Origin of the sequence: Streptomyces sp. NPDC048392 (assembly GCF_043200575.1) — a bacterium.
Classification (GTDB): Bacteria; Actinomycetota; Actinomycetes; order Streptomycetales; family Streptomycetaceae; genus Streptomyces.
This window is the reverse complement of the sequence record NZ_JBICYB010000003.1, coordinates 215,379-237,527: the sequence shown is the minus strand read 5'-3', so window position 1 is coordinate 237,527 and position 22,149 is coordinate 215,379. Positions and strand designations below refer to the sequence as shown.

19 protein-coding genes are annotated in these 22,149 nt (G+C 73.7%); 16 read left to right on the top strand and 3 right to left on the bottom strand.

Annotated elements, in window-relative coordinates:
- The first annotated feature begins 74 nt into the window (after positions 1-74).
- From glnA4 to ACGFYH_RS07305, 4 genes are read left to right on the top strand one after another with little or no spacing between them, the layout of a single operon-like run.
- On the top strand, positions 75-1,439 hold the full coding sequence (gene glnA4, locus ACGFYH_RS07320; protein ID WP_393802142.1) for a gamma-glutamylethanolamide synthetase GlnA4: 1,365 nt from the start codon (positions 75-77) through the stop codon (positions 1,437-1,439).
- Between the two features lie 7 nt (positions 1,440-1,446).
- A complete protein-coding gene (locus tag ACGFYH_RS07315) occupies positions 1,447-2,832 on the top strand; it encodes an aldehyde dehydrogenase family protein (protein WP_393802141.1) in 1,386 nt (461 codons plus the stop codon).
- Between the two features lie 6 nt (positions 2,833-2,838).
- Positions 2,839-3,621 (top strand): 3-oxoacyl-ACP reductase, encoded by a 783-nt coding sequence (locus ACGFYH_RS07310; protein ID WP_393802140.1) that lies wholly within the window; start codon positions 2,839-2,841, stop codon positions 3,619-3,621.
- A gap of 37 nt (positions 3,622-3,658) precedes the next feature.
- Positions 3,659-4,732 carry a DUF2510 domain-containing protein gene (locus ACGFYH_RS07305; RefSeq protein ID WP_393802307.1) on the top strand — a complete coding sequence of 358 codons (1,074 nt, stop codon included), beginning with the start codon at positions 3,659-3,661 and terminating at the stop codon, positions 4,730-4,732.
- Between the two features lie 29 nt (positions 4,733-4,761).
- On the opposite strand, the gene ACGFYH_RS07300 is transcribed toward ACGFYH_RS07305, so the two are convergent.
- The gene (locus ACGFYH_RS07300) at positions 4,762-5,964 is read right to left on the bottom strand and encodes an amino acid deaminase/aldolase (RefSeq protein WP_393802139.1); all 1,203 of its coding nucleotides are present in this window, start codon (positions 5,962-5,964) and stop codon (positions 4,762-4,764) included.
- Between the two features lie 1,634 nt (positions 5,965-7,598).
- Here ACGFYH_RS07300 and ACGFYH_RS07295 point away from each other — a divergent pair.
- Together ACGFYH_RS07295 and mycP are read left to right on the top strand one after the other, a co-directional pair.
- Positions 7,599-8,312, top strand: coding sequence for a hypothetical protein (locus ACGFYH_RS07295; RefSeq protein ID WP_393802138.1), 714 nt, complete (start codon positions 7,599-7,601; stop codon positions 8,310-8,312).
- Entirely contained in the window at positions 8,309-9,490 is a 1,182-nt protein-coding gene (gene mycP, locus ACGFYH_RS07290; RefSeq protein ID WP_393802137.1) for a type VII secretion-associated serine protease mycosin, read from the top strand. The genes ACGFYH_RS07295 and mycP overlap by 4 nt, the downstream gene beginning before the upstream one ends.
- On the opposite strand, the gene ACGFYH_RS07285 is transcribed toward mycP, so the two are convergent.
- Entirely contained in the window at positions 9,475-10,446 is a 972-nt protein-coding gene (locus tag ACGFYH_RS07285; protein ID WP_393802136.1) for a serine hydrolase, read from the bottom strand. The genes mycP and ACGFYH_RS07285 overlap by 16 nt on opposite strands.
- A gap of 117 nt (positions 10,447-10,563) precedes the next feature.
- On the opposite strand from ACGFYH_RS07285, the gene ACGFYH_RS07280 reads away from it, so the two are divergent.
- Positions 10,564-11,298 carry an SseB family protein gene (locus ACGFYH_RS07280; protein WP_393802135.1) on the top strand — a complete coding sequence of 245 codons (735 nt, stop codon included), beginning with the start codon at positions 10,564-10,566 and terminating at the stop codon, positions 11,296-11,298.
- A 96-nt stretch (positions 11,299-11,394) separates the two neighbouring features.
- On the opposite strand, the gene ACGFYH_RS07275 is transcribed toward ACGFYH_RS07280, so the two are convergent.
- Positions 11,395-11,751, bottom strand: coding sequence for a DUF1844 domain-containing protein (locus ACGFYH_RS07275; RefSeq protein ID WP_393802134.1), 357 nt, complete (start codon positions 11,749-11,751; stop codon positions 11,395-11,397).
- Positions 11,752-12,138: 387 nt separating this feature from the next.
- On the opposite strand from ACGFYH_RS07275, the gene infC reads away from it, so the two are divergent.
- The 9 genes from infC (at position 12,139) to ACGFYH_RS07230 (ending at position 22,100) form a co-directional block, all read left to right on the top strand.
- Positions 12,139-12,819 carry a translation initiation factor IF-3 gene (infC, locus tag ACGFYH_RS07270; protein ID WP_393802306.1) on the top strand — a complete coding sequence of 227 codons (681 nt, stop codon included), beginning with the start codon at positions 12,139-12,141 and terminating at the stop codon, positions 12,817-12,819.
- A 106-nt stretch (positions 12,820-12,925) separates the two neighbouring features.
- Positions 12,926-13,120 (top strand): 50S ribosomal protein L35, encoded by a 195-nt coding sequence (gene rpmI / locus ACGFYH_RS07265; protein WP_159325346.1) that lies wholly within the window; start codon positions 12,926-12,928, stop codon positions 13,118-13,120.
- Between the two features lie 89 nt (positions 13,121-13,209).
- The gene (gene rplT, locus ACGFYH_RS07260) at positions 13,210-13,593 is read left to right on the top strand and encodes a 50S ribosomal protein L20 (RefSeq protein WP_003977226.1); all 384 of its coding nucleotides are present in this window, start codon (positions 13,210-13,212) and stop codon (positions 13,591-13,593) included.
- A 182-nt stretch (positions 13,594-13,775) separates the two neighbouring features.
- A complete protein-coding gene (locus tag ACGFYH_RS07255; protein ID WP_393802133.1) occupies positions 13,776-14,624 on the top strand; it encodes a TrmH family RNA methyltransferase in 849 nt (282 codons plus the stop codon).
- Positions 14,625-14,674: 50 nt separating this feature from the next.
- Positions 14,675-15,814, top strand: a complete 1,140-nt coding sequence (locus ACGFYH_RS07250; RefSeq protein WP_393802132.1) for an ATP-binding protein — start codon at positions 14,675-14,677, stop codon at positions 15,812-15,814.
- Between the two features lie 148 nt (positions 15,815-15,962).
- Positions 15,963-17,084 (top strand): phenylalanine--tRNA ligase subunit alpha, encoded by a 1,122-nt coding sequence (gene pheS, locus ACGFYH_RS07245; RefSeq protein WP_393802131.1) that lies wholly within the window; start codon positions 15,963-15,965, stop codon positions 17,082-17,084.
- Positions 17,084-19,606, top strand: a complete 2,523-nt coding sequence (gene pheT / locus ACGFYH_RS07240; RefSeq protein WP_393802130.1) for a phenylalanine--tRNA ligase subunit beta — start codon at positions 17,084-17,086, stop codon at positions 19,604-19,606. The genes pheS and pheT overlap by 1 nt, the downstream gene beginning before the upstream one ends.
- 465 nt (positions 19,607-20,071) lie before the next feature.
- A complete protein-coding gene (locus ACGFYH_RS07235; protein WP_393802129.1) occupies positions 20,072-21,412 on the top strand; it encodes a transcriptional regulator in 1,341 nt (446 codons plus the stop codon).
- 118 nt (positions 21,413-21,530) lie between these two features.
- The gene (locus ACGFYH_RS07230; RefSeq protein WP_393802128.1) at positions 21,531-22,100 is read left to right on the top strand and encodes an NUDIX hydrolase; all 570 of its coding nucleotides are present in this window, start codon (positions 21,531-21,533) and stop codon (positions 22,098-22,100) included.
- Positions 22,101-22,149 lie beyond the last annotated feature (49 nt).

Below are 22,149 nucleotides of genomic sequence, written 5' to 3'. Positions count from 1 at the left end.
GCGGCCGCGCCCCCTTCCCAACCAAAGGTTCCCGGCAATACCTTATGGCTCCCGGCCAGAAGGAGGCTCTCCCCGTGGCAGACCGCACACCCCCGCTCGGGGTCGAGGAACTGCACGCCCTCGTCGCCGCCGGTGACATCGACACCGTCGTCCTCGCCTTCCCCGACATGCAGGGCCGCCTGCAGGGCAAGCGGTTCGCCGCGCGCTTCTTCCTCGACGAGGTCCTGGAACACGGCACCGAGGGCTGCAACTACCTCCTCGCCGTCGACGCCGACATGAACACCGTCGACGGCTACGCGATGTCCTCCTGGGACCGCGGCTACGGCGACTTCGCCCTGCACACCGACCGTGCCACCCTGCGCCGGCTGCCCTGGAACGAGGGCACCGCGATGGTCGTCGCCGACCTCGCCTGGGAGGACGGCTCCCCGGTGCTCGCCGCGCCCCGCCAGATCCTGCGCCGCCAGCTGGAGCGGCTCGCCGGGCACGGGTACACCGCACGGGTCGGCACCGAGCTGGAGTTCATCGTCTTCCGGGACACCTACGAACACGCCTGGGACGCGGACTACCGCGGCCTGACCCCGGCCAACCAGTACAACATCGACTACTCGGTGCTCGGCACCGGCCGCGTCGAACCCCTGCTGCGCCGCATCCGCAACGAGATGGCCGGAGCCGGCCTCACCGTCGAGTCCGCCAAGGGCGAGTGCAATCCCGGCCAGCACGAGATCGTCTTCCGCTACGACGACGCCCTGGTCACCTGCGACCAGCACGCGGTCTACAAGACCGGCGCCAAGGAGATCGCCGCCCAGGAGGGCATGTCCCTCACCTTCATGGCCAAGTACAACGAGCAGGAGGGCAACTCCTGTCACATCCACCTCTCGCTCGCCGACGCCGACGGCAGCAGCGTCATGGCGGGCGACCGCGAGGGCGGCATGTCCGACGTCATGCGGCACTTCCTCGCCGGACAACTGGTGGCGCTGCGGGAGTTCTCCCTCCTCCACGCCCCCCACATCAACTCCTACAAACGGTTCCAGCCCGGCTCCTTCGCCCCGACCGCGGTCGCCTGGGGGCACGACAACCGCACCTGCGCCCTGCGCGTGGTCGGCCACGGCCGCTCCCTGCGCTTCGAGAACCGGCTCCCCGGCGGTGACGTCAATCCCTACCTCGCGGTGGCGGGCATGATCGCGGCCGGACTGCACGGCGTCGAACAGCGGCTGGAACTGCCCGAACCCTGCCGGGGCAACGCCTACACCGCCGACTTCGCACACGTCCCGACCACCCTTCGCGAGGCCGCCGAGCTGTGGGGGAACAGCGCCCTCGCCAAGGCCGCCTTCGGGGACGAGGTCGTCGCCCACTACCGGAACATGGCACGCGTCGAACTGGACGCCTTCGACGCCGCGGTCACGGACTGGGAGCTGCGCCGCTCCTTCGAACGGATGTGAGGCCCACTTGTCCGCCGAGTCCTCCCGCGAGCCGCACGAGCTGACCGTACTCAACCCCGCCACCGAAGAGATCGTCGCCACCGTCCCCGCCGCCTCCGCGGCCGACGTGGACGCCGCCGTCGCGCGGGCCGCACGGGCGCAGACCGCCTGGGCGGCCCGCGCCCCCGGCGACCGGGCCCGGCTGCTGCGCCGCTTCGCCGCCACCGTCGACGAGCACCTGGAGGAGCTGGCCCGACTGGAGGTCCGGGAGGCCGGGCACACCCTCGGCAACGCCCGCTGGGAGGCCGGCAACGTCCGCGATGTGCTCGACTACGCCGCCGGGGGAGTGGAGCGGCTCACCGGACGCCAGATCCCGGTCGCCGGCGGCCTGGACGTCACACTCCTCGAACCACTGGGCGTGGTCGGGGTCGTCGCCCCCTGGAACTTCCCGATGCCCGTCGCGGCCTGGGGCACCGCACCGGCCCTCGCGGCGGGCAACGCGGTCCTCCTCAAGCCCGCCGAGACCACCCCGCTCACCGCCCTGCGCCTGGCCGGACTCGCCCTGGCGGCGGGCCTGCCCGAGGGACTGTTCCAGGTGCTGCCCGGGCGCGGGCCCGTCGCGGGCGACGCGCTCGTCGCGCACCCGGGCGTCGCCAAGATCGTCTTCACCGGGTCGACGGCGGTGGGACGCCAGGTGGCCGCCAAGGGCGCTGCCCTCCTCAAGCCCGTCACCCTCGAACTCGGCGGCAAGAGCCCCAACATCGTCTTCGCCGATGCCGACCTCGATGCCGCCGCGGCCGCCACCCCCATGTCCTTCCTCGACAACTCCGGCCAGGACTGCTGCGCCCGCAGCCGCATCCTCGTCCAGCGGTCCGTGTACGACCGCTTCCTCGCCCTCCTCACCCCGGCGATCGAAGCCGTCCGCGTCGGCGACCCGGCCGACGAGGCCACCGAGATGGGCCCGCTGATCTCCCGCGCCCAACTGGACCGGGTCCGCTCCTACGTCCCCGACGCCGCCGCCGGCATCCGCGGCAAGGCGCCCGAGGGCCCCGGCTTCTGGTTCGCGCCCACCGTCCTCACCGGCGTCGAGCCGCACGCGCGCGTGGCCGTCGAGGAGGTCTTCGGGCCCGTCGCCGTCGTCCTGCCCTTCGAGGACGAAGCCGACGCGATCCGCCTGGCCAACGCCACCGACTACGGCCTGTCCGGCTCACTGTGGACCCGGGACGTCGGCCGCGCCCTGCGCGTGTCCGGTGCGGTGCGCGCCGGGAACCTGTCCGTCAACTCCCACGCCGCCGTCCGCTACTGGACGCCGTTCGGCGGGCTCAAGCAGTCCGGCCTCGGCCGCGAACTCGGCCCGGACGCGCTGACCGCCTTCACCGAGACCAAGAACGTCTTCATCAGCACGGAGGCATAGCCACCCATGACCGAGGACATCATCTGCCGCCGCCTGGTGGACCGCACGGCCGTCGTCACCGGAGCGGGCAGCGGCATCGGCCTCGCCACCGTCCGCAGGCTGGCCTCCGAGGGCGCCCACGTCGTCTGCGGCGACATCGACGAGACCCGGGGCAGGGCGGCGGCCGAGGAGACCGGCGGGACCTTCGCCAAGGTCGACGTCACCGACGCCGAGCAGGTCGAGGCGCTGTTCAAGACGGCGTACGACACCTACGGCAGCGTCGACGTCGCGTTCAACAACGCCGGTATCTCGCCGCCCGACGACGACTCCATCCTGGAGACCGGCCTGGAGGCGTGGAAGCGTGTCCAGGAGGTCAACCTCACGTCCGTCTACCTGTGCTGCAAGGCCGCCATCCCCTACATGCGGCGCCAGGGCAGGGGGTCCGTCATCAACACCGCGTCCTTCGTGGCCCGGATGGGCGCGGCCACCTCGCAGATCTCGTACACCGCGTCCAAGGGCGGCGTCCTCGCCATGTCCCGAGAACTGGGCGTGCAGTTCGCGCGCGAGGGCATCCGCGTCAACGCCCTCTGTCCCGGCCCGGTCAACACCCCGCTGCTGCGGGAGCTGTTCGCCAAGGACCCGGAGCGGGCCGCGCGCCGCCTCGTGCACATCCCCCTCGGACGGTTCGCCGAGGCCGCGGAGATCGCCGCCGCAGTCGCCTTCCTGGCCAGCGACGACTCCTCCTTCGTCAACGCCACCGACTTCCTGGTGGACGGCGGGATCTCCGGGGCGTACGTCACACCGCTGTAGCACGCCGGGTACGGCGTCCTAAAGTGCCGGGATGAGCATGACGCCGCCGCCCGGCTGGTACCGCGACCCGAAGGCCCCGCACCAGGAGCGGTGGTGGGACGGCACCGCCTGGACGGAGCACCGGCGCGTGCCCGGACCCCCCGGCTCCGGTCCGGCCGTGGACCGGGGCCCGCGGGCGGAGCGATGGGCGGTGCACTACCAGGCACAGCCCGGCCGTGCGGCGACCGTGCCGCTGTCCACCGGCGGACCGGGACAGTCGGGCGAACCGGGACAGTCGGGTGGGCCGGGACGGTTGGGCGGGCCGAGGCAGTCAGGTGGGCCGGGACAGTCCGGGGGCGGACGCGGGAGGGCAGTCGCCTTCACCGCAGCCGCGGCCGTGCTGGCCGCGGCCGTCGTCACCGGCGCGTCCGTCCTGGGCGAGGACGACGGCGGCAGCCCCGGGACGCAGGCCCCACCGGTCACGTCGACCGCCACCGGCCCCGCACCGGTGAGCGATTCGCCGTCCCCCTCACCCACTCCCCCCGAACCCGCGGCCGACGACCCGGCCGTGGTCGAGGACCAGCTCAACGGCGTCACCTTCCCGCTGCCGGACGGCTGGGTCCTGCCGAGGTACGTCGCCGAGGACGACGTCATGATGACCACGGACGGCACCTACGACTGCCCCGCCGACGGCAGCGTGTGCCGGCACGGCCTCGTCATCTCCCGCACCGTCACGGCGAACGCGGAGTCCTCCCCGAAGGTCCTCGCCCGGCAGGACATCGCGGACGCGGCCGACGACGCCTACGACCGCGACCTGATCGGCAGCAGGCCCTTCGGCGGCATCGAGTCCCACGAGGAAGTGGCGTCCGGTCCCGTCGCGGTCGCCGGGCGCGCCGGGTACTACGTCCGCTGGCGGGTGAGGACCGCCGAGGGACCCGGCGGCTACGTGCAGTCGCTGGTGTTCCCCTCCACCGTCGGCACCGAGTCCCCGATCCTCGTCCGCTATGTCTTCGACGCGGGCGAGGACGGGCCGCCGCTCGCAGACATGGACCGGATCACCAAGGGCGTCCGGCCCGTCGGCGACGCGGACACCGGCGGCGGAGTGGGCAGCGGCATCGGCCCGGCGGACTGACCCGCCCCGGGCCGGAAGGGCGGCCCGGGCTACAGGAAGGTGTGTCCCTCACCCCGGTACGTCGGAACCGTCGCCGTCACCGCGTCCCCCTCCACCAGGTGCAGCGCGTCGAACCGCTCGCACAGCTCACCGGCCTTGGCGTGCCGGAACCACACCTTGTCGCCGATGAGCAGATCGTCGGCGGGCGAGCCCAGCAGCGGCGTCTGCACCTCGCCGGCGCCTTCCTGGGGGTCGTAGCGCAGCCCCTCGGGGAGGTACGGCACCGGCAGCCGGTCGGCGCCGGCCGCGCCGGAGGCCGGATACCCGCCACCGAGCACGGTCACGGCCCCGACCCCCGGCCGCCGTACGACGGGCTGCGCGAACAGCGCCGCCGGACGGCCGCGGAACGACGTGTAGTTGTCGAACAGCCGCGGCACGTACAGTCCGGACCCGGCCGCGATCTCGGTCACCGCGTCCTCGGCGGCGGTGTACTGCACGCTGCCCGTGCCACCGCCGTTGACGAACTCCAGGCCGGGCGCGACGGCCCGGACGGCCCGCACCACGGCGGCCCGCCGCTCGGCCAGTTCCCTGCGGGCGGCGGCCTGCATCAGCCGCACCGCCCGAGACCGCAGCGGCCGCCCGGCCACCGCGTCCCCGACGCCTGCGACGTGCCCCTCGTACGCCATGATGCCGACGACCTCGAAGCCCGGCCGGCGGGCCACCGCGCGAGCCAGGTCGGCGACCTCGGCGGGGGAGTGCAGTGGGGAGCGCCGGGCCCCGACCCGCACGCGCCCGCCGAACAGCCTGAGCGAGGTGTCCAACTCCAGGCAGACCCGCACGACTTCGCGGCCGCCGTCGCGCGCCGCGTCGATGAGGTCCAGCTGTGCCGGATCGTCGGTCATCACGGTGACGGCGGAGGCGAGCTTCGGATCGGCGCTCAGTTCGGCGTAACCGGCGCGGTCCGCGGACGGATAGGCGAGCAGCACGTCCTGGAAACCGGAGCGCGCCAGCCACAGTGACTCGGCCAGCGTGAACGACATGACGCCTGCGAAGCCCTCCCTGGCCAGGACCCGTTCCAGCAGAGCACGACAGCGTACGGACTTGCTGGCGACCCGGATCGGTTTGCCGGCGGCCCGGCGGACCAGGTCGTCCGCGTTGGCGTCGAAGGCCTCCAGGTCCACGATCGCCACGGGGGCGTCCAGATGGGCGGTGGCCCGGTCGTAACGGGCCCGGTCGGCGGCGCGCGCAGTCATGCACGCAGCCTGCCAGACGTGTTTACCCCAGGGTAGGGGGACGATCCGGGCCAATGCCACGGGCGTGCGGACTGGTTCCCCCTCGAGCGGGGTCACGCCGTAGAGTGACGCGCACGCACGGCGGACCCGACCCCGGCGGCAGGGCCCCGGAGCCCGCGCCGGGATGGCGGCCCTCCCGTGCGGGTATGCGTGCCCGGGACGGACCGTTCCGCGCCGGGCCGGGGCAGGAGACCACATCACCGGCCCGCGTCGGAGAAACGGGCCGGGCCCGAGGAAACGGGGGGTGCATGAGCACGGAAGCGCGCCGCACCTCCCTCCCCCCGCACCCCGAGACGCCGCCCTGCCCGGGGGTGCCGCCCCGCTCCGAGGGGCAACCCCGCCCAGAGGCGCCACGCCGCCCGGATGCCGCGCCCCGCCCAGAGGTGCCGCCCCGCCAGGAGTCCGCGCCGTGGCCGGAGTCCGCGCCGGGTTCCGGTACGGCTCCCGGTCCGGTGATCCCGTCCCGCCCGGAGTCCATGCCCCGCTCCGAGGTGCGGCCGTGGCCGGAGTCCGCGCCGGGTCTTGGCGCGGCCCCCCGGTCGGCGACCCCGTCCCGCCCGGATGCCGCGCCCCGCTCGGAGGTGCCGCCCCGCCCGGAGACTGCGCCGCGCTCGGGGTACGTGCCGCGTTTTGCCACGGCTCCCGGCCCGGAGTGTGAGCCTGGCCCCGGGCCCGCGCCGGGTTCGGGGAAGGCTCCCGGCTCGGCGACCCCGCCCCGATCGGATGCCGCGCCCCGCTCCGAGGTGCCGCCCCGCCAGGAGTCCGCGCCGTGGCCGGAGTCCGCGCCGGGTTTCGGCACGGCTCCCGGTCCGGTGATCCCGTCCCGCCCGCAGACACCGTCGCGTCCGGGCACTCCGCCCCGCCCAGGTGTCCCGCCCCGCCCGGCGCGGGCGCCGGTGGAGCGCGGGGGCGGCCCGGAAGGCGCGCATTCCGGTTCCCGACGGCACACCGACGCGGCCGCCACCCCGGAGCGCCGCGACGCGCCGGGGCCCGGTACGGCAGCGGGGGACGGCCGCGCGGGCGCGACCGCCGCCTCCTCGGACGACGGCCCGGACGACGGCCGCGAAAACTCCGGGGCCCGGACCCGCTACCCGCGCTTCCGGCTCCGCGAGCCCCGGTTCACGGACCCCGCGCACCCACCGCCCCCCGCATCCGCCCGTTTCCCCGACACCGCGCCGGGTGTCGGCCGCGAGGTCCCGGGCCGGAGCGGGGTACCGCAGGCGCCGCCCCACCGCACCGGCGTCCCCGCGCAGACCCCGACGGAGACGACCGCGCGCCTTCGCCCGATACCGGCGGAGCCGGAACCGGAAAGGGAACCCCCCGCACCCGCCGTGGAGCCGGGACCGCGGACGGACGTACGCACGCCGCGACCGGGAACCGGCCCGGCGAACCGGTGTCCGGCCCCCGCCGCCCCCGACCCCGCGTTCTCCTGGAGCACGCCGAGCACGCCGAGCACGCCCGGCACCCCCACTCCCGCGGGCGACGGGCGGCCCCGGATCACGTTCGGAGCACCCGAGGGATACGACGGGCCGGCCCGGCCGCGTCCACTCGGCGGGCGTCCGCGGCCCCAGGTCGTCGCCGCGGCCGTCTGCCTCGTGCTCGGGGTGGGCCTGCTCACCGGAGCCGTCACCGGCAGCTGGCTCGCCGGGGACTCCGGGGACGAGGGCGCGCGCAGTGCGTACACCGAGGCCGGGGAGATGTGGCACAGCGTGCCCGTCGACCAGTTGTTCCCGCGCACCGTCCAGGGACAGGGCGCGGGACCGGGCGGAGCCGACCGCGCCTGGACGCGGGTCGCCGTCGCCCCGGACAGCGACTGCGCCGGCGCCTTCGACCGGCTGCTGGCCAAGGTGCTCGAACCGGTCGGCTGCTCGCGCCTGCTGCGCGCCACCTACACCGACGCCACCCAGAGCTACGTCACCACCGTCGGCCTGCTCTTCACCAAGGCCGACGCCGCCGCCATGACCTCGCTGGCGGGCCGGTTCGAGAAGGAGGGCCTGGGCCGCCGCGACGACCTCATGCCGTTGCCGTACGCGGCGAAGGACACCGTCGCCGAGGGCTTCGGCGCAGGACAGCGGGGCTCCTGGACCGTCTCCGTGCTCACCGACGCCCCCGTCGTCGTCTACGCGGTCTCCGGCTGGGCCGACGGCCGTACCGTCGACGAACCCGAGCCCGCCGCGGAGGCCACCGAGTCCGGCGCCACCTCGGCCCCCGCCCAGGCCGGCCTCGGCCACGAGGCGCAGGGCCTGGCCGACCGCGTCGAACGCGCCCTGCGCAAGAACGTCGGCCCCGCCACGGAGCACCCCTCGTGAACGCCCACCGCACCCGCCGGGCAGGCGGCGGCCTGAGCCTGCTCCTGGCCGCCGCCCTCGTCCTCTTCCCGGCGCCCGCCGCCCACGCCGACGGCATACGCGCCCAGCAGTGGGCCCTGGACGCCATGCACACCCAGGACGCCTGGCGCACCACCAAGGGCGCCGGCGTCACCGTCGCGGTCCTGGACACCGGCGTCGAGGCCGACCACCCCGACCTGGCCGGCAACGTCCTCACCGGCAAAGACCTGGTCGGCTTCGGCGCGAGCGAGGGTGACCGCTCCTGGGCCCGGCACGGCACCGCCATGGCCGGAATCATCGCCGGTCACGGGCATGGCGCCGGCAACGCCGAGGGCGTCATGGGCATTGCCCCGGAGGCGAAGATCCTGCCCCTGCGGGTCATCCTGGAGGACGGCGACCCCTCCCGCGCCAAGGCCCGCAAGACCCGCGGCAACGCCCTGGCCGAGGGCGTCCGCTGGGCCGCCGACCACGGCGCCGACATCATCAACCTCTCCCTCGGCGACGACTCCGCCTCCGCCCACCCCGAGCCCGCCGAGGACGAGGCCATCCTGTACGCCCTGAAGAAGGGCGTGGTCGTCGTCGCGTCGGCCGGAAACGGGGGCGAGAAGGGCGACCACATCTCCTACCCGGCCGCCTACCCGGGCGTGATCGCCGCGACGGCCGTCGACCGCTACGGCACCCGCGCCGCCTTCTCCACCCGACGCTGGTACGCCACCGTCAGCGCGCCCGGCGTCGACGTGATCATCGCCGATCCCGACCACCGCTACTACGAGGGCTGGGGCACCAGCGCCGCCTCCGCCTTCGTGTCCGGCGCCGCCGCCCTCGTGAAGGCGGCCCACCCGGACCTCACCCCGGCCCAGGTCAAGGCTCTCCTGGAGGACTCCGCCCGCAACGCCCCCGCCGAGGGCCGCGACGACTCCCGCGGCTTCGGCTTCGTCGACCCGGCCGCCGCCATCGAGGCGGCCGGACGCCTGAGGCCCGAGGGCCTGAAGGCGGCGGCCTACGGGGACAAGTACTTCGGCCCGGGACCGGACGCCCCCGCCTCCGACGACGACATCTCGGCCTGGGCGGCCCCACTGGCGGGCGGCGCGGGCGGCGTCCTGGTGGTCGCGGCCGTGGTCCTGTGGCGGGGCCGCCGCGAACGCTACGACGGCTTCTGACCACCGGCGCGGTCCTCGTCGGCGAACACCGACACCGCGGCCCGCGCCGCCGCCTCGGTCAGCGAGATCCCCTCCGCCCGCGTGGCGCTGCCCCGCGACACCACCGCCACCAGGTAGCCGTGGCCGCCGGCCTCGACCCGCCCGATGCTGTTGACGACCCACAGCCCGGTGGTGCTACGCCGCAGCCAGCCGTTCTTCAACGCCCATGCCGAACCCCCGGCACCGTCGGCCGCCGCCGACACGCCCCACCGCTGACCGTCGGCGATCCGCCCCATCAGATCCCGCACATACGCCCGTGAGGCCTCGCTCAGCGCCGAGCCGTCCGCCACGAACACCTGCCTCAGCAACGCGACCTGGTCGGCGGCCGTGGTCCGCGTCAGCCCCCACAGCGGACCGGTGCCGCCCGCGGTCCCCGTCAGCCCGAAGCGCTCGTTCGCGGCGTCGAGTCCCGCCGCCGTCCCGATCGCCCGCCAGAGCGCCGACGCCGAGTCGTTGTCGCTGTTCTCGATCATCGCGACGGCGTACGTCTTCTCCGCGGCGCTCAGCGAACGTGCCGCGTCCTGTGCCTGGAGCAGCAGGGCCGCCAGGATGTCGACCTTGACGATGCTCGCCGTGTCGAAGGCGCCCGTACCGTACGCGGCGTTCTCGCCGGAGTCCGGATCGAGCACCGCCACCGACACCTCGGCGCCGTCCGCCACGGTCACCGACGCCATGGCCGCGGCCAGCCGCGCGTCACCGTCCACCACCGGCCCGACCGTCTCCACCGACGCCTCCCCGCCCGAGGGTGCCGAGACCGACGACGATACGGTGCCGCCCGCATCCGGGCGGGCGTGGCCCTGCCAGTACACCGCGCCGGTGGCCGTGGCGCCGACGACGGCGAACGCGAACAGGGTGGGCCACACCGGGGCACGCCGCCGAGGGGACCGCCGGGACCGCCGGTCTGTGGAGTTCTCCATGGCGGCGACGCTTCAGGCGGTTGCTGTGCGCTTCGTCGGCGGGACGTCTAATCCGGCTCAGAATTCCCTGAGAGGCCGGTGAGGAGCGCCGTACGCACCCCGATAGGGTCGGGGACCGTGGCGAACAAGAAGATCCCCGACTCCGCCTTCTCCGACGACGACGGCTCCGCCGATCCCCTGCTGGGCGCGGCGCTCGCCGCCTGGGCCGAGGACCGCACCGCGGTGGCCCCGGTGCTGGAGGCGCTCAGGGGCGCCCGGCTGCTGGTGCCCGTCGTGGCCGTCCTCGGTGAGGTGGAGGAGGAGGAGGGGGACGGGCTGCGCCGCGAGAAGACCAGTGACATGGCCGTACCGACCCTGAAGGCCGGCGACCGCACCGCGCTGCCCGCCTTCACGTCCACGGAGTCGCTGGCCCGCTGGGACCCCGCGGCCCGCCCCGTCGCCGTACCCGTGCACCAGGCGCTGCAGGCCGCCGCGCACGAGAAGGCGGACACCGTCGTACTGGACCTGGCCGGACCGGTGCCGTTCGAGCTGACCGGAGCCGTGCTGCTGGCGCTGGCCGAGGGGCGTACGACGACCGACCCACTCGCGGACCCGGCCGTGGCCGAGGCCGTCCGCGCCGTCCTGGCCGCCGAGCCCGCCGTGCTCCGGGCGCACCTCGGGCCGGGACGGGCCGACGGCACCCTGGCGCTGGTGCTCGACGCGGAGGCCGACGCGGCGACGGCCGCCCGCGCCGTCGCGGGGAGGCTCGCCGCCGACGAGACACTGAGGGCCCGCCTGGTGCGCGGCCTCGACCTGGCACTGCTGCCGGCCGGTGCGACGCCGCCGGGCGAGCCCCTGTACGTGCGCGGATAGCTCTTGTCCCGCCCGGGGGCAGCCCTGGTACGGGCGGGGGCGGCCCTGTACGGGCGGGGGCGGCCCTGTACGGGCGGGGACGGGGGCGGCCGGGACTCAGCCGTAGACCGCGCCCGTGTACTTCTCGCCCGGGCCCTGGCCCGGCTCGTCCGGGACGAGCGAGGCTTCGCGGAAGGCCAGCTGGAGCGACTTCAGGCCGTCGCGCAGCGGCGCCGCGTGGAACGAGCTGATCTCGGTCGCGGTCGCGTCCAGCAGACCGGCCAGCGCGTGCACCAGCTTGCGTGCCTCGTCCAGGTCCTTGTGCTCGTCGCCCTCATCCGTCAGGCCCAGCTTCACGGCGGCGGCGCTCATCAGGTTGACGGCGACCGTCACGATCACCTCGACCGCGGGGACCTCGGCGATGTCGCGGGTCATGGCGTCGAAGTCGGGCGTCTCAGGAGGGGTCTCACTCATGCCGCACACGATAGGCGCAGCGGGAGGACGGGCCCCACTCGGCGTCGGTTCGCCCTTCCCTCGCCGAGCTGCTAACCTTGTGTAACGACCGGTCGGACACGTACGCCCACGGCGGCGGTTCCGGCCCACAAGTGGAGGCTCCGAACTCCCACCTGGCCGTCCTCTGGACGGCGGGTCACCGGTCAGGCGGTTCCGTCCCAGCGGCGGCGACCAGCCCGAAAGCGCGCCCCGCGGCCATCGCGGCGGTTGCTCCGGTAGCAGTTCCCAGGAGCCCCGCCTGTGATCGTCCGGGGCATTTTTTGTGCGCCGGTCCGGTTAGGTCTATTCGAACAGAGACGTTACGCGGCTGTCCGCCAGACCGTCGCGTGGTGCTACCGAGGAGGATCCATCAGCGCCGAGCCCCGCATCAACGACCGGATTCGCGTTCCCGAGGTGCGACTTGTCGGTCCCAGCGGCGAGCAGGTCGGGATTGTCCCGCTTGCCAAGGCCCTGGAGCTTGCGCAGGAGTACGACCTCGATCTCGTCGAGGTCGCGGCGAACGCCCGTCCGCCCGTGTGCAAGCTCATGGACTACGGGAAGTTCAAGTACGAGTCGGCCATGAAGGCCCGTGAGGCGCGCAAGAACCAGGCGCACACGGTCATCAAGGAGATGAAGCTCCGGCCGAAGATCGACCCGCACGACTATGACACCAAGAAGGGTCACGTCGTCCGGTTCCTCAAGCAGGGCGACAAGGTCAAGATCACGATCATGTTCCGTGGTCGCGAGCAGTCCCGGCCGGAGCTCGGCTACCGGCTGCTGCAGCGTCTCGCGGAGGACGTGGCCGACCTCGGGTTCGTGGAGTCGAACCCGAAGCAGGACGGCCGGAACATGATCATGGTCCTCGGTCCGCACAAGAAGAAGACCGAGGCGATGGCCGAGGCCCGCCAGGCGCAGGAAGCGCGCAAGGCGGACGCGAAGGCCAACCCCGGCAAGTCGCAGAACGCCGCGGAGGCCGACGAGGACGCCGACATCGAGGCCGACGTCGACGTCGACGTCGAGGCACCCGCCGAGGCCACTGCCGAGGCGTGACCCCGGGGGACCCCGTCCCCAGGACACAACCGATACCAGCGACATTCCGCCGTGCCCGGTTTCACGACCGGGCACCGGAGTGTCATCGACGAGGAGAGACGGCACCATGCCGAAGAACAAGACGCACAGTGGCGCCAAGAAGCGGTTTCGGGTGACCGGTTCGGGCAAGATTCTGCGCCAGCGTGCCAACCGCCGCCACTACCTCGAGCACAAGTCCTCGACGCTGACCCGCCGCCTGGCCGGCACCGTCGAGCTGGCGCCGGGCGATGCCGCCAAGGCCAAGAAGCTCCTCGGAAAGTAGCGCGCCACCCTGCTGGGCAGGGCGCAGCTGATAACCGGGACCAAGCCGTTCTCGGGTCACTGAGTGACCCAGCTACAAGGAGTTAACAAGTGGCACGCGTCAAGCGGGCAGTCAACGCCCACAAGAAGCGCCGGGCGATCCTCGAGCAGGCCTCCGGCTACCGCGGTCAGCGCTCGCGCCTGTACCGCAAGGCCAAGGAACAGGTCACCCACTCGCTGGTCTACAACTACAACGACCGCAAGAAGCGCAAGGGTGACTTCCGCCAGCTGTGGATCCAGCGCATCAACGCCGCTGCCCGGGCCAACGGCATCACGTACAACCGCTTCATCCAGGGCCTGAAGGCCGCCAACGTCGAGGTCGACCGCAAGATCCTCGCCGAGCTGGCCGTCAACGACCCGAACGCGTTCGCCGCGCTCGTCGAGGTCGCGCAGAAGGCGCTGCCCAGCGACGTCAACGCGCCGAAGGCCGCGTGACGCTGCGCCGGCTCGGGCCGACGTGACCGGACCCGCAGGTTGTGAGCCTGCGGGTCCTGGTGTTGCCGCCGGGGCCGTGGTTCTCCGGCCGCGGATGCGGTGTGGCTCGTCGCGCAGTACCCCGCGCCCTTTCGGGGGCGCGTCGCCGTCCGCGTCGTTCCCCATGTGAAGGTGAGCCAAGAGTGCGTCCCGCCGGCCCCGAGCTGATCTCTCCCCGTTCTCCCCGTGTCGCTGCCGCCCGGCGGCTGGGGAAGCGGAACTTCCGGGGAAAGGAGCGGCTGTTCCTGGCCGAGGGACCGCAGGCCGTGCGGGAGGCCGCCGGGCACGGGGACACGCTGGTCGAGCTGTTCGCCACCGCCGAGGCCGCCGAGCGGTACGCCGACATCGTCGGTGCCGCCCGTGACGCCGGGGCCCGGGTCCACCTCGCCGCCGAGCAGGTGATCGAGGACATCTCCACCACCGTCACCCCGCAGGGCCTGGTCGGGACCTGCCGGTTCCTGGACACGCCGTTCGAGGAGATCCTCGCCGCCCGCCCCAGGCTCGTCGCCGTCCTCGCGCACGTCCGAGACCCCGGCAACGCCGGCACCGTGCTGCGCTGCGCCGACGCCGCCGGCGCCGAGGCCGTCGTGCTCACCGACGCCTCCGTCGACCTGTACAACCCCAAGGCCGTACGCGCCTCCGTCGGCTCTCTGTTCCACCTGCCGGTCGCCGTCGGCGTGCCCGTCGAGCGGGCCGCCGCCGGGCTGCGGGACGCCGGTGTCCGCGTCCTCGCCGCCGACGGCGCGGGCGAGCACGACCTCGACGCCGAGCTGGACGCCGGCACCATGGGCGGCCCCACCGCCTGGGTCTTCGGCAACGAGGCCTGGGGGCTCCCGGAGGAGACCCGCGCCCTCGCCGACGCCGTCCTGCGCGTCCCGATCCACGGGAAGGCCGAGAGCCTGAACCTGGCGACCGCCGCCGCCGTATGTCTCTACGCGTCGGCGCGTGCACAGCGCGCCGCCGGAGGGTGCCGCTCCGTCACCGAGAGCTAGTAGGGTGACCAGCTCAGGGCCCCCGCGCGGCTGAGAGGTGGGGTACGGGGATGAGCGTCGGCACGAGCAGCGCACCGGGTGCACGGGGGGCGCCGCGGCCGCCCGCGCCCCGCCCGCCCGGCGATCTCGCCGGCCTCGGCATCGACCCGGACCAGTTGCCCGACGGCCTGGTCGTCGCGGACGAGCACGGCCGCGTGATCTGCTTCAACGCGGCCGCCGCCCGCATCAGTTCCACCCCCGCCACCCAGGCCCTCGGACAGCACTTGGACACGGCTCTGCCCCTGGAGGACCTGGAGGGCCGGCGCTGGTGGCAGCTCACCGACCCCTACGGCGGCCTCGCCATCCGCGTCCGCCAGCCCGAGCGCAACCTCCTGCTCCCCGGCGGCCGGGAGGTCCTCGCCGCCGCCCGATACGTCCGCACCGAACGCCTCGGCCCCGTCCACCGCGTCGTCGTCACCCTGCGCGACACCGAGGCCCGCCGCCGCACCGAGCGCAGCCACGCCGAGCTGATCGCCACCGTCGCCCACGAACTGCGCTCCCCGCTGACCTCCGTCAAGGGCTTCACGGCCACGCTGCTGGCCAAGTGGGAGAGGTTCACCGACGACCAGAAGCGGCTGATGCTGGAGACCGTCGACGCCGACGCCGACCGGGTCACCCGCCTCATCGCCGAGCTGCTGGACATCTCACGGATCGACTCAGGGCGGCTGGAGGTGCGCCGCCAGCCCGTCGACATCGGAGCCGCCGTCGGCCGCCACATCCAGGCGTACGTCGCCGCCGGGCAGGAGGCCGACCGCTTCCTGCTCCGCCTCGCCCAGCCGCTGCCCGACCTGTGGGCCGACCCCGACAAGATCGACCAGGTGCTCAGCAACCTGCTGGAAAACGCCGTGCGGCACGGCGAGGGAACCGTCACCATTGACGTCACGCCCGCGGCGTCCCCCCGCGAAGGGGAGGACACCGGCACGTCGGTCACGGTGAGCGACGAGGGGGCGGGCATCCCGGAGGAGTCCATGAACCGCGTCTTCACCCGCTTCTGGCGGGGCAGCAAGCGCGGTGGCACCGGCCTGGGGCTGTACATCGTCAAGGGCATCGTGGAGGCCCACGGCGGCACCATCACGGTCGGCCGCGCCCCCGGCGGCGGCGCCGAGTTCCGATTCACGCTGCCCGTGGCGGCACCGGCGTACCTCACCTGAGGCGGCCGACGACCCCGCGGGCGTGATCCGCGTTCCACAGCCCCGTTAGACTCGGTCTTTGGCACCTTTGCGTCCAAGATCCCAGGACGAGACGTCCTGGGACCGTAGACGGGGCGTTCCAGCCAGCCAATCGGAAGCACGGGAAGAGATGTCGGCACCGAATAAGTCGTACGACCCGGTCGAGGTCGAGGCGTTGAAACCGGAAGAGATCGAGCGCATGCGGGACGAGGCGCTCGCCGCCTTCGCCGCCGCGGACTCCCTCGACGCGCTCCAGGAGGCCAAGGTCGCCCACACCGGCGGCGCCTCTCCGCTGGCGCTCGCCAACCGCGAGATCGGCGCCCTGCCTCCGCAGGCAAAGGCCGAGGCCGGCAAGCGCGTCGGCATGGCCCGCGGCGCCGTGAACAAGGCGCTGGCCGCCCGCCAGGAGGAGCTGGAGGCCGAGCGCGACGCGCGGGTCCTGGTCGAGGAGGCCGTGGACGTCACGCTGCCCTACGACCGGGTGCCGGCCGGCGCGCGCCACCCGCTCACCACGCTCTCCGAGCGCATCGAGGACGTCTTCGTGGCCATGGGCTACGAGGTCGCCGAGGGCCCCGAGGCCGAAGCGGAGTGGTTCAACTTCGACGCCCTCAACATCGGCCCGGACCACCCGGCCCGCGGGGAGGCCGACACGTTCTTCGTGGAGGGCCCCGGCGGCGGCACCGAGTCCGGCGTCGTGCTGCGCACCCACACCTCGCCCGTGCAGATCCGCTCCGCGCTCGACCGCGAGGTGCCGGTCTACGTGATCTGCCCCGGCCGCGTGTACCGCACCGACGAGCTGGACGCCACGCACACCCCCGTCTTCCACCAGGTCGAGCTGCTCGCCGTCGACGAGGGCCTGACCATGGCGGACCTCAAGGGCACCCTGGACCACATGGTCCAGTCGCTGTTCGGCGCGGAGATGAAGACCCGGCTGCGGCCGAACTTCTTCCCCTTCACCGAGCCGTCCGCCGAGATGGACATGCTCTGCTACGTCTGCAGGGGCGCGTCCGTCGGCAACCCCGACCGGCCCTGCCGCACCTGCTCCAGCGAGGGCTGGATCGAGCTGGGCGGCTGCGGCATGGTCAACCCGCGGGTGCTCACCGCCTGCGGCGTCGACCCGGAGAAGTACAGCGGTTTCGCCTTCGGGTTCGGCATCGAGCGGATGCTGATGTTCCGCCACAACGTCGAGGACATGCGAGACATGGTCGAGGGTGACGTCCGGTTCACCCGGCCGTTCGGGATGGAGATCTGATGCGGGTCCCGCTTTCCTGGCTGCGGGAGTACGTCGACCTGCCGGCCACCGAGACCGGCCGCGACGTGCAGGCCAAGCTGATTTCGGCCGGTCTGGAGGTCGAGACCGTCGAGCACCTGGGCGCCGACCTCAAGGGCCCCCTCGTCGTCGGCCGGGTGCTGACCATCGAGGAACTGGAGGGCTTCAAGAAGCCCATTCGCTTCTGCACCGTCGACGTCGGCCGGGCCAACGGCACCGGTGAGCCCCAGGAGATCGTCTGCGGCGCCCGGAACTTCGCCGTCGGCGACAAGGTCGTCGTGGTCCTCCCCGGCGCCACCCTCCCCGGCGGCTTCTCGATCTCCGCCCGCAAGACCTACGGCAAGACCTCCCACGGCATGATCTGCTCCAGCGACGAGCTGGGCATGGGCGACGACGGCACCCACGGCATCATCGTGCTGCCGCCGGAGACCGAGGTCGGCAAGGACGCCGTCGAGCTGCTCGAACTGGTCGACGAGGTGCTGGACATCGCCGTCACCGCCAACCGCGGCGACTGCCTGTCCATCCGCGGCGTCGCCCGCGAGGCCGCCATCGCCTACGGCCTGCCGCTGCGCGACCCGGCCCTGCTCGACGTGCCCGGTCCGAACGCCTACGGCTACCCGGTGAAGATCGCCGACCCCGCCGGCTGCGACCGCTTCACCGCCCGCACGGTGACCGGCCTCAGCGCCGAGGCCCGCTCCCCGATCTGGCTCCAGCGCCGGCTCCAGAAGGTCGGCATGCGCCCGATCTCGCTCGCCGTCGACGTCACCAACTACGTGATGATGGAGCTGGGCCAGCCCCTGCACGCCTACGACCGCGGCCTGGTCCAGGGCACCATCGGCGTACGCCGGGCCGCGGAGGGCGAGAAGATCGTCACCCTCGACGGCGTCGAGCGGAAGCTGCACGCCGAGGACCTGGTCATCACCGACGACCGCGGTCCGATCGGGCTCGCGGGTGTCATGGGCGGCGCCAACACCGAGATCGCCGACCACGACGCCGCCGGCAACGGTGGGAAGTCGACCAGCGACGTGGTCATCGAGGCCGCCCACTTCGACCAGGTGTCCGTCGCGCGCACCGCCCGCCGGCACAAGCTCTCCTCCGAAGCCTCCCGGCGCTTCGAGCGCGGTGTCGACCCGCAGGCCGCCGCCGCTGCCGCGCAGCGCACCGTCGACCTGCTCGTGCTGCTCGCGGGCGGCACCGCGGAGGCCGGTGTCACGGAGATCAGCGCCCCGTCCGCGCCGCACACCGTCAGCGTCCCGGCCGACCACCCGGACAGGGTCGCCGGTGTCGTCTACGGCCGCGAGACCGTCGTGCGCCGCCTCCAGGAGGTCGGCTGCGACGTGTACGGGCAGGACGAGCTGATCGTCACCGTGCCGTCCTGGCGGCCCGACCTCACCGACCCGAACGACCTCGCCGAAGAGGTCATCCGGCTGGAGGGCTACGAGAACCTGCCCTCCACGCTGCCCAGGCCCTCGGCGGGCCGCGGCCTGACCGCACGGCAGCGGCTGCACCGCCGTGTCGGGCGGGTCCTGGCCGGCGCCGGATACGTCGAGGCGCTCAACTACCCGTTCGTCGGCGAGCGGATCTTCGACCAGCTCGGTCTCGGCGCCGACGACCCGGCCCGCCGTGTCGTCAAGCTGGTCAACCCGCTCAGCGACGAGGAGCCCGCGCTGCGCACCTCGCTGCTCCCGGGCCTGCTCGGGGCGCTGCGCCGCAACGACGGCAGGGGCGCGCACGACCTGGCCCTCTTCGAGACGGGCCTGGTCTTCCACCCGCGCGACGAGCAACGCGTCGCCACGAACCTGCCGGTGGACCGGCGACCCGGCGCTGACGACCTCGCCGCGCTGGACGCCGCGCTGCCCGACCAGCCCCGGCACGTCGCCGTCGTGCTGACCGGCGCCCGCGAGCAGTCCGGCTGGTGGGGCAAGGGCCGTCCGGCCGACTGGGCCGACGCGGTCGAGGCCGCCCGGACCGTCGCCCGCGAGGCCGGCGCCGCACTGGGCGTCCGCAAGGGCCAGTACGGCCCGTGGCACCCGGGGCGCTGCGCCGAGCTGACGGTCACGGTGGGCGGTGAGGACCGGGTCGTCGGGCACGCGGGTGAGCTGCACCCGCGGGTGCTCAAGACGCTGGGTCTGCCCGCGCGCACCTGTGCGATGGAGCTTGACCTGGACGCCGTGGAGCGGGTAGGTGACGACACCCCGCAGGCGCCGGGCATCTCCACGTTCCCGGTCGCCACGCAGGATGTCGCGCTCGTCGTCGACGCGTTCGTCCCGGCCGGCGACGTCGAGGCCGCGCTGCGCGAGGGCGCCGGTGAACTCCTCGAGTCCATCCGGCTGTTCGACGTCTACGACAACGCGGAGCAGCTCGGTGAGGGGCGCAAGTCCCTCGCGTACGCGCTGCGCTTCCGGGCGGGCGACCGGACGCTGACGGTCGACGAGGCGTCGGCCGCCCGCGATGCCGCGGTCGCTCTCGCGGGTGAGCGGGTCGGAGCAGTGCTCCGGAGCTGACGGTTCGCCCGAGGGGCGTGGGGGCCGGCCGCTTGGCGGCCCGCGATTACGTCGTGGTCGCTCGCGCGGTTCCCCGCGCCCCCCGGGTGGCGTGGGAACGACGCCCCCGCGAGGGGCGCGGGGCTGTGTGACGGCTGGGCCGCGTGGGCGCGACCGGCCACGGCGCACCGCGGCCGAGAAGGCACCCACCCTGAACGGCGAGCAGCCGAACCGCGGCGCCGGCGGAGCCGTCCGCCCCGCCACGGAGTGTCGGGCAGGCAGCCGGGCGGACGGCGTGAACTCGGGCCGCCGCACTGTACGAGGGGGGAGCCGGCGGCCCGGCCGGCCTCTTTCGAGGCCCTTCAGTCAAGCGGTCCGGGACTCTCCGCGACAGCGCGCACACGCTGCGGATGCGCGTACTCCGTTCACACCCCGTGTGAAGGCCGACGCACTAGGCTGTCGGCACGGAGTCACCGGGGGGCACCCATGCAGCCCAACACCCTGCTCGACGCGATCCTCGACGAGGCCGGGATCTCGCACGCGGGACTGGCCGCGCACGTCAACCAGGCGGGGCGGACACGCGGGCTGGCGCTGCGTTACGAACACACCGCCGTGGCACGGTGGTTGAAGGGGCAGCGGCCGCGCGGTCAGGTGCCCGACCTGATCTGCGAGGTCCTCGCGTCCCGGCTGCACCGCCCGGTCACGCTCGACGACATCGGCCTCGGCGTGCCCGGCGAACCCGCCGCGCCGCACACGGGTTCACTGTCCGGATTCGTGGAGCGCGCGACCGCCCTGTGGCGCTCCGACCAGCAGCAGCGTCCGCACGTCCTCGGCGCCCCGGCCCTCACCGGCACGCCCGCCGTGATGCCGGTGTGGGAGTGGGAGAACCCGCCCGAGGACACGGACGTCTCCCGCGGCGGGCGGCACCGGGTCACCCCGGCCGACCTGGAGATGGTGCGCTGCGCCCGCACGCACTACGAGCAGATGTACCGCAAGGCCGGTGGCATCGCGACCCGCGCCCGCATAGTCGGCTTCCTCAACTCCGAGGCCGCCCCCCTGCTGCGCGGCGGCTACACCGACGCGACCGGACGGCAGCTGCACCGGGCCACCGGGGGCCTGCTGGCGGTCGCCGGCATCTGCGCGTACGACTCCGACGCGCACGGCCTCGCGCAGCGCTACTTCCACCAGGCGCTCCGGCTCGCCAAGGCCAGCGGCGACCGGGGGCTCGGCGCCTATGTCATCGCGCTGCTGGTCAACCAGGCGCTGTTCATGCGGGAGTACCGGCAGGCCGTCGCCTTCGCCGAGGCCGCGCTGCGTGCCGCCGGCCGGCACATCACCCCGGCGCTCGCCTCCGACCTGTACGCGATGCAGGCGAAGGCGTACGCGCATCTGGGCGACGGCAGCAGCGCGCTGTCCTGCATCCGCCGGGCCGAGCAGGCGGCCGAGCGCATCCGGCGCGGGTACGAGCCCGACGAGACCGGCTACGTCCAGCCCGGCCTGGTCAACGTCCAGGTGGCCGAGGCCCTGCTGAGCCTCGGTGAGCTCGCGGCGGCCGGGGAGCACGCGGCGGCCGCCGTGGACAACCCCGCGCACGACCGGGGGCGCGTGCACCGGCTCGCCATGCTCAGCACGATCGAACTGCGCCAGGGCCACGCCGACAAGGCGGTGGCCACCGCCGTGCGGATGGCCGAGCAGGCCCGGGGGATGGAGTCCCGACGCCTGCGCGACAGACTGCGCGAGGTACGCGAGCACCTGGTGGGCAGTGGGTGCGCGGGCACGGCCGAGGCCGCCGAACTCATCGACGGCGCACTGCGCGTACCGCTGTAGGCGGCCGGTCCCCGCGGACCCTTGCGCCACCCCTGCGCCGTGAGCGGCCGCCGTACGCCTGCTACCGGAACACCGCTGCTGCGATATTGCCACCTACTCGAAGAAAGGTGGCAGAACCGTGCAGTGGGCGAAACAGAGCGAACAAAATGTGTACTCAAATCGCTGGTTCAGCGTCAATCTCGCCGATGTCGAGCTCCCGGACGGTCGGCATCTCGACCACTTCCTGATACGGATGCGCCCCGTGGCCGTGGCCACGGTGGTGAACGGGGCCAACGAGGTCCTCCTGCTGTGGCGGCACCGCTTCATCACCGACAGCTGGGGCTGGGAACTGGCGGCCGGCGTCGTCGAGGACGGTGAGGACGTCGCGGCGGCGGCGGCCAGGGAACTGGAGGAGGAGACCGGCTGGCGGCCCGGACCGCTGCACCACCTGATGAGCGTGGAGCCGTCCAACGGCCTCACCGACGCCCGGCACCACGTCTACTGGTCCGACGAGGGCGCCTACGTCGGACACCCCGTGGACGACTTCGAGTCGGACCGCCGCGCATGGGTCCCCCTCAAGCTCGTCCCCGACCTGGTCGCCCGCGGCGAGGTCCCGGCCGCCAACATGGCGGCCGCGTTACTGCTGCTGCACCACCTCAGGCTCGGGCAGGACACCGCGCACGGCCCGGGCGGCAGGCCCGCGGCCTAGCGCCTGACGGAGACGCCGCCGGAGACGCCGACGAGGCCGCCGCCCGTGA

Bases quoted from the DNA above. Each gene is read 5' to 3' on its own strand.
- ACGFYH_RS07305 (WP_393802307.1), top strand. From the start codon at position 3,659: ATGACGCCGCCGCCCGGCTGGTACCGCGACCCGAAGGCCCCGCACCAG.
- pheT (WP_393802130.1), top strand. From the start codon at position 17,084: ATGCGGGTCCCGCTTTCCTGGCTGCGGGAGTACGTCGACCTGCCGGCC.
- ACGFYH_RS07250 (WP_393802132.1), top strand. From the start codon at position 14,675: ATGAGCGTCGGCACGAGCAGCGCACCGGGTGCACGGGGGGCGCCGCGG.
- ACGFYH_RS07285 (WP_393802136.1), bottom strand. From the start codon at position 10,446: ATGGAGAACTCCACAGACCGGCGGTCCCGGCGGTCCCCTCGGCGGCGT.
- ACGFYH_RS07300 (WP_393802139.1), bottom strand. From the start codon at position 5,964: ATGACTGCGCGCGCCGCCGACCGGGCCCGTTACGACCGGGCCACCGCC.
- ACGFYH_RS07310 (WP_393802140.1), top strand. From the start codon at position 2,839: ATGACCGAGGACATCATCTGCCGCCGCCTGGTGGACCGCACGGCCGTC.
- pheS (WP_393802131.1), top strand. From the start codon at position 15,963: ATGTCGGCACCGAATAAGTCGTACGACCCGGTCGAGGTCGAGGCGTTG.
- ACGFYH_RS07275 (WP_393802134.1), bottom strand. From the start codon at position 11,751: ATGAGTGAGACCCCTCCTGAGACGCCCGACTTCGACGCCATGACCCGC.
- rpmI (WP_159325346.1), top strand. From the start codon at position 12,926: ATGCCGAAGAACAAGACGCACAGTGGCGCCAAGAAGCGGTTTCGGGTG.
- ACGFYH_RS07235 (WP_393802129.1), top strand. From the start codon at position 20,072: ATGCAGCCCAACACCCTGCTCGACGCGATCCTCGACGAGGCCGGGATC.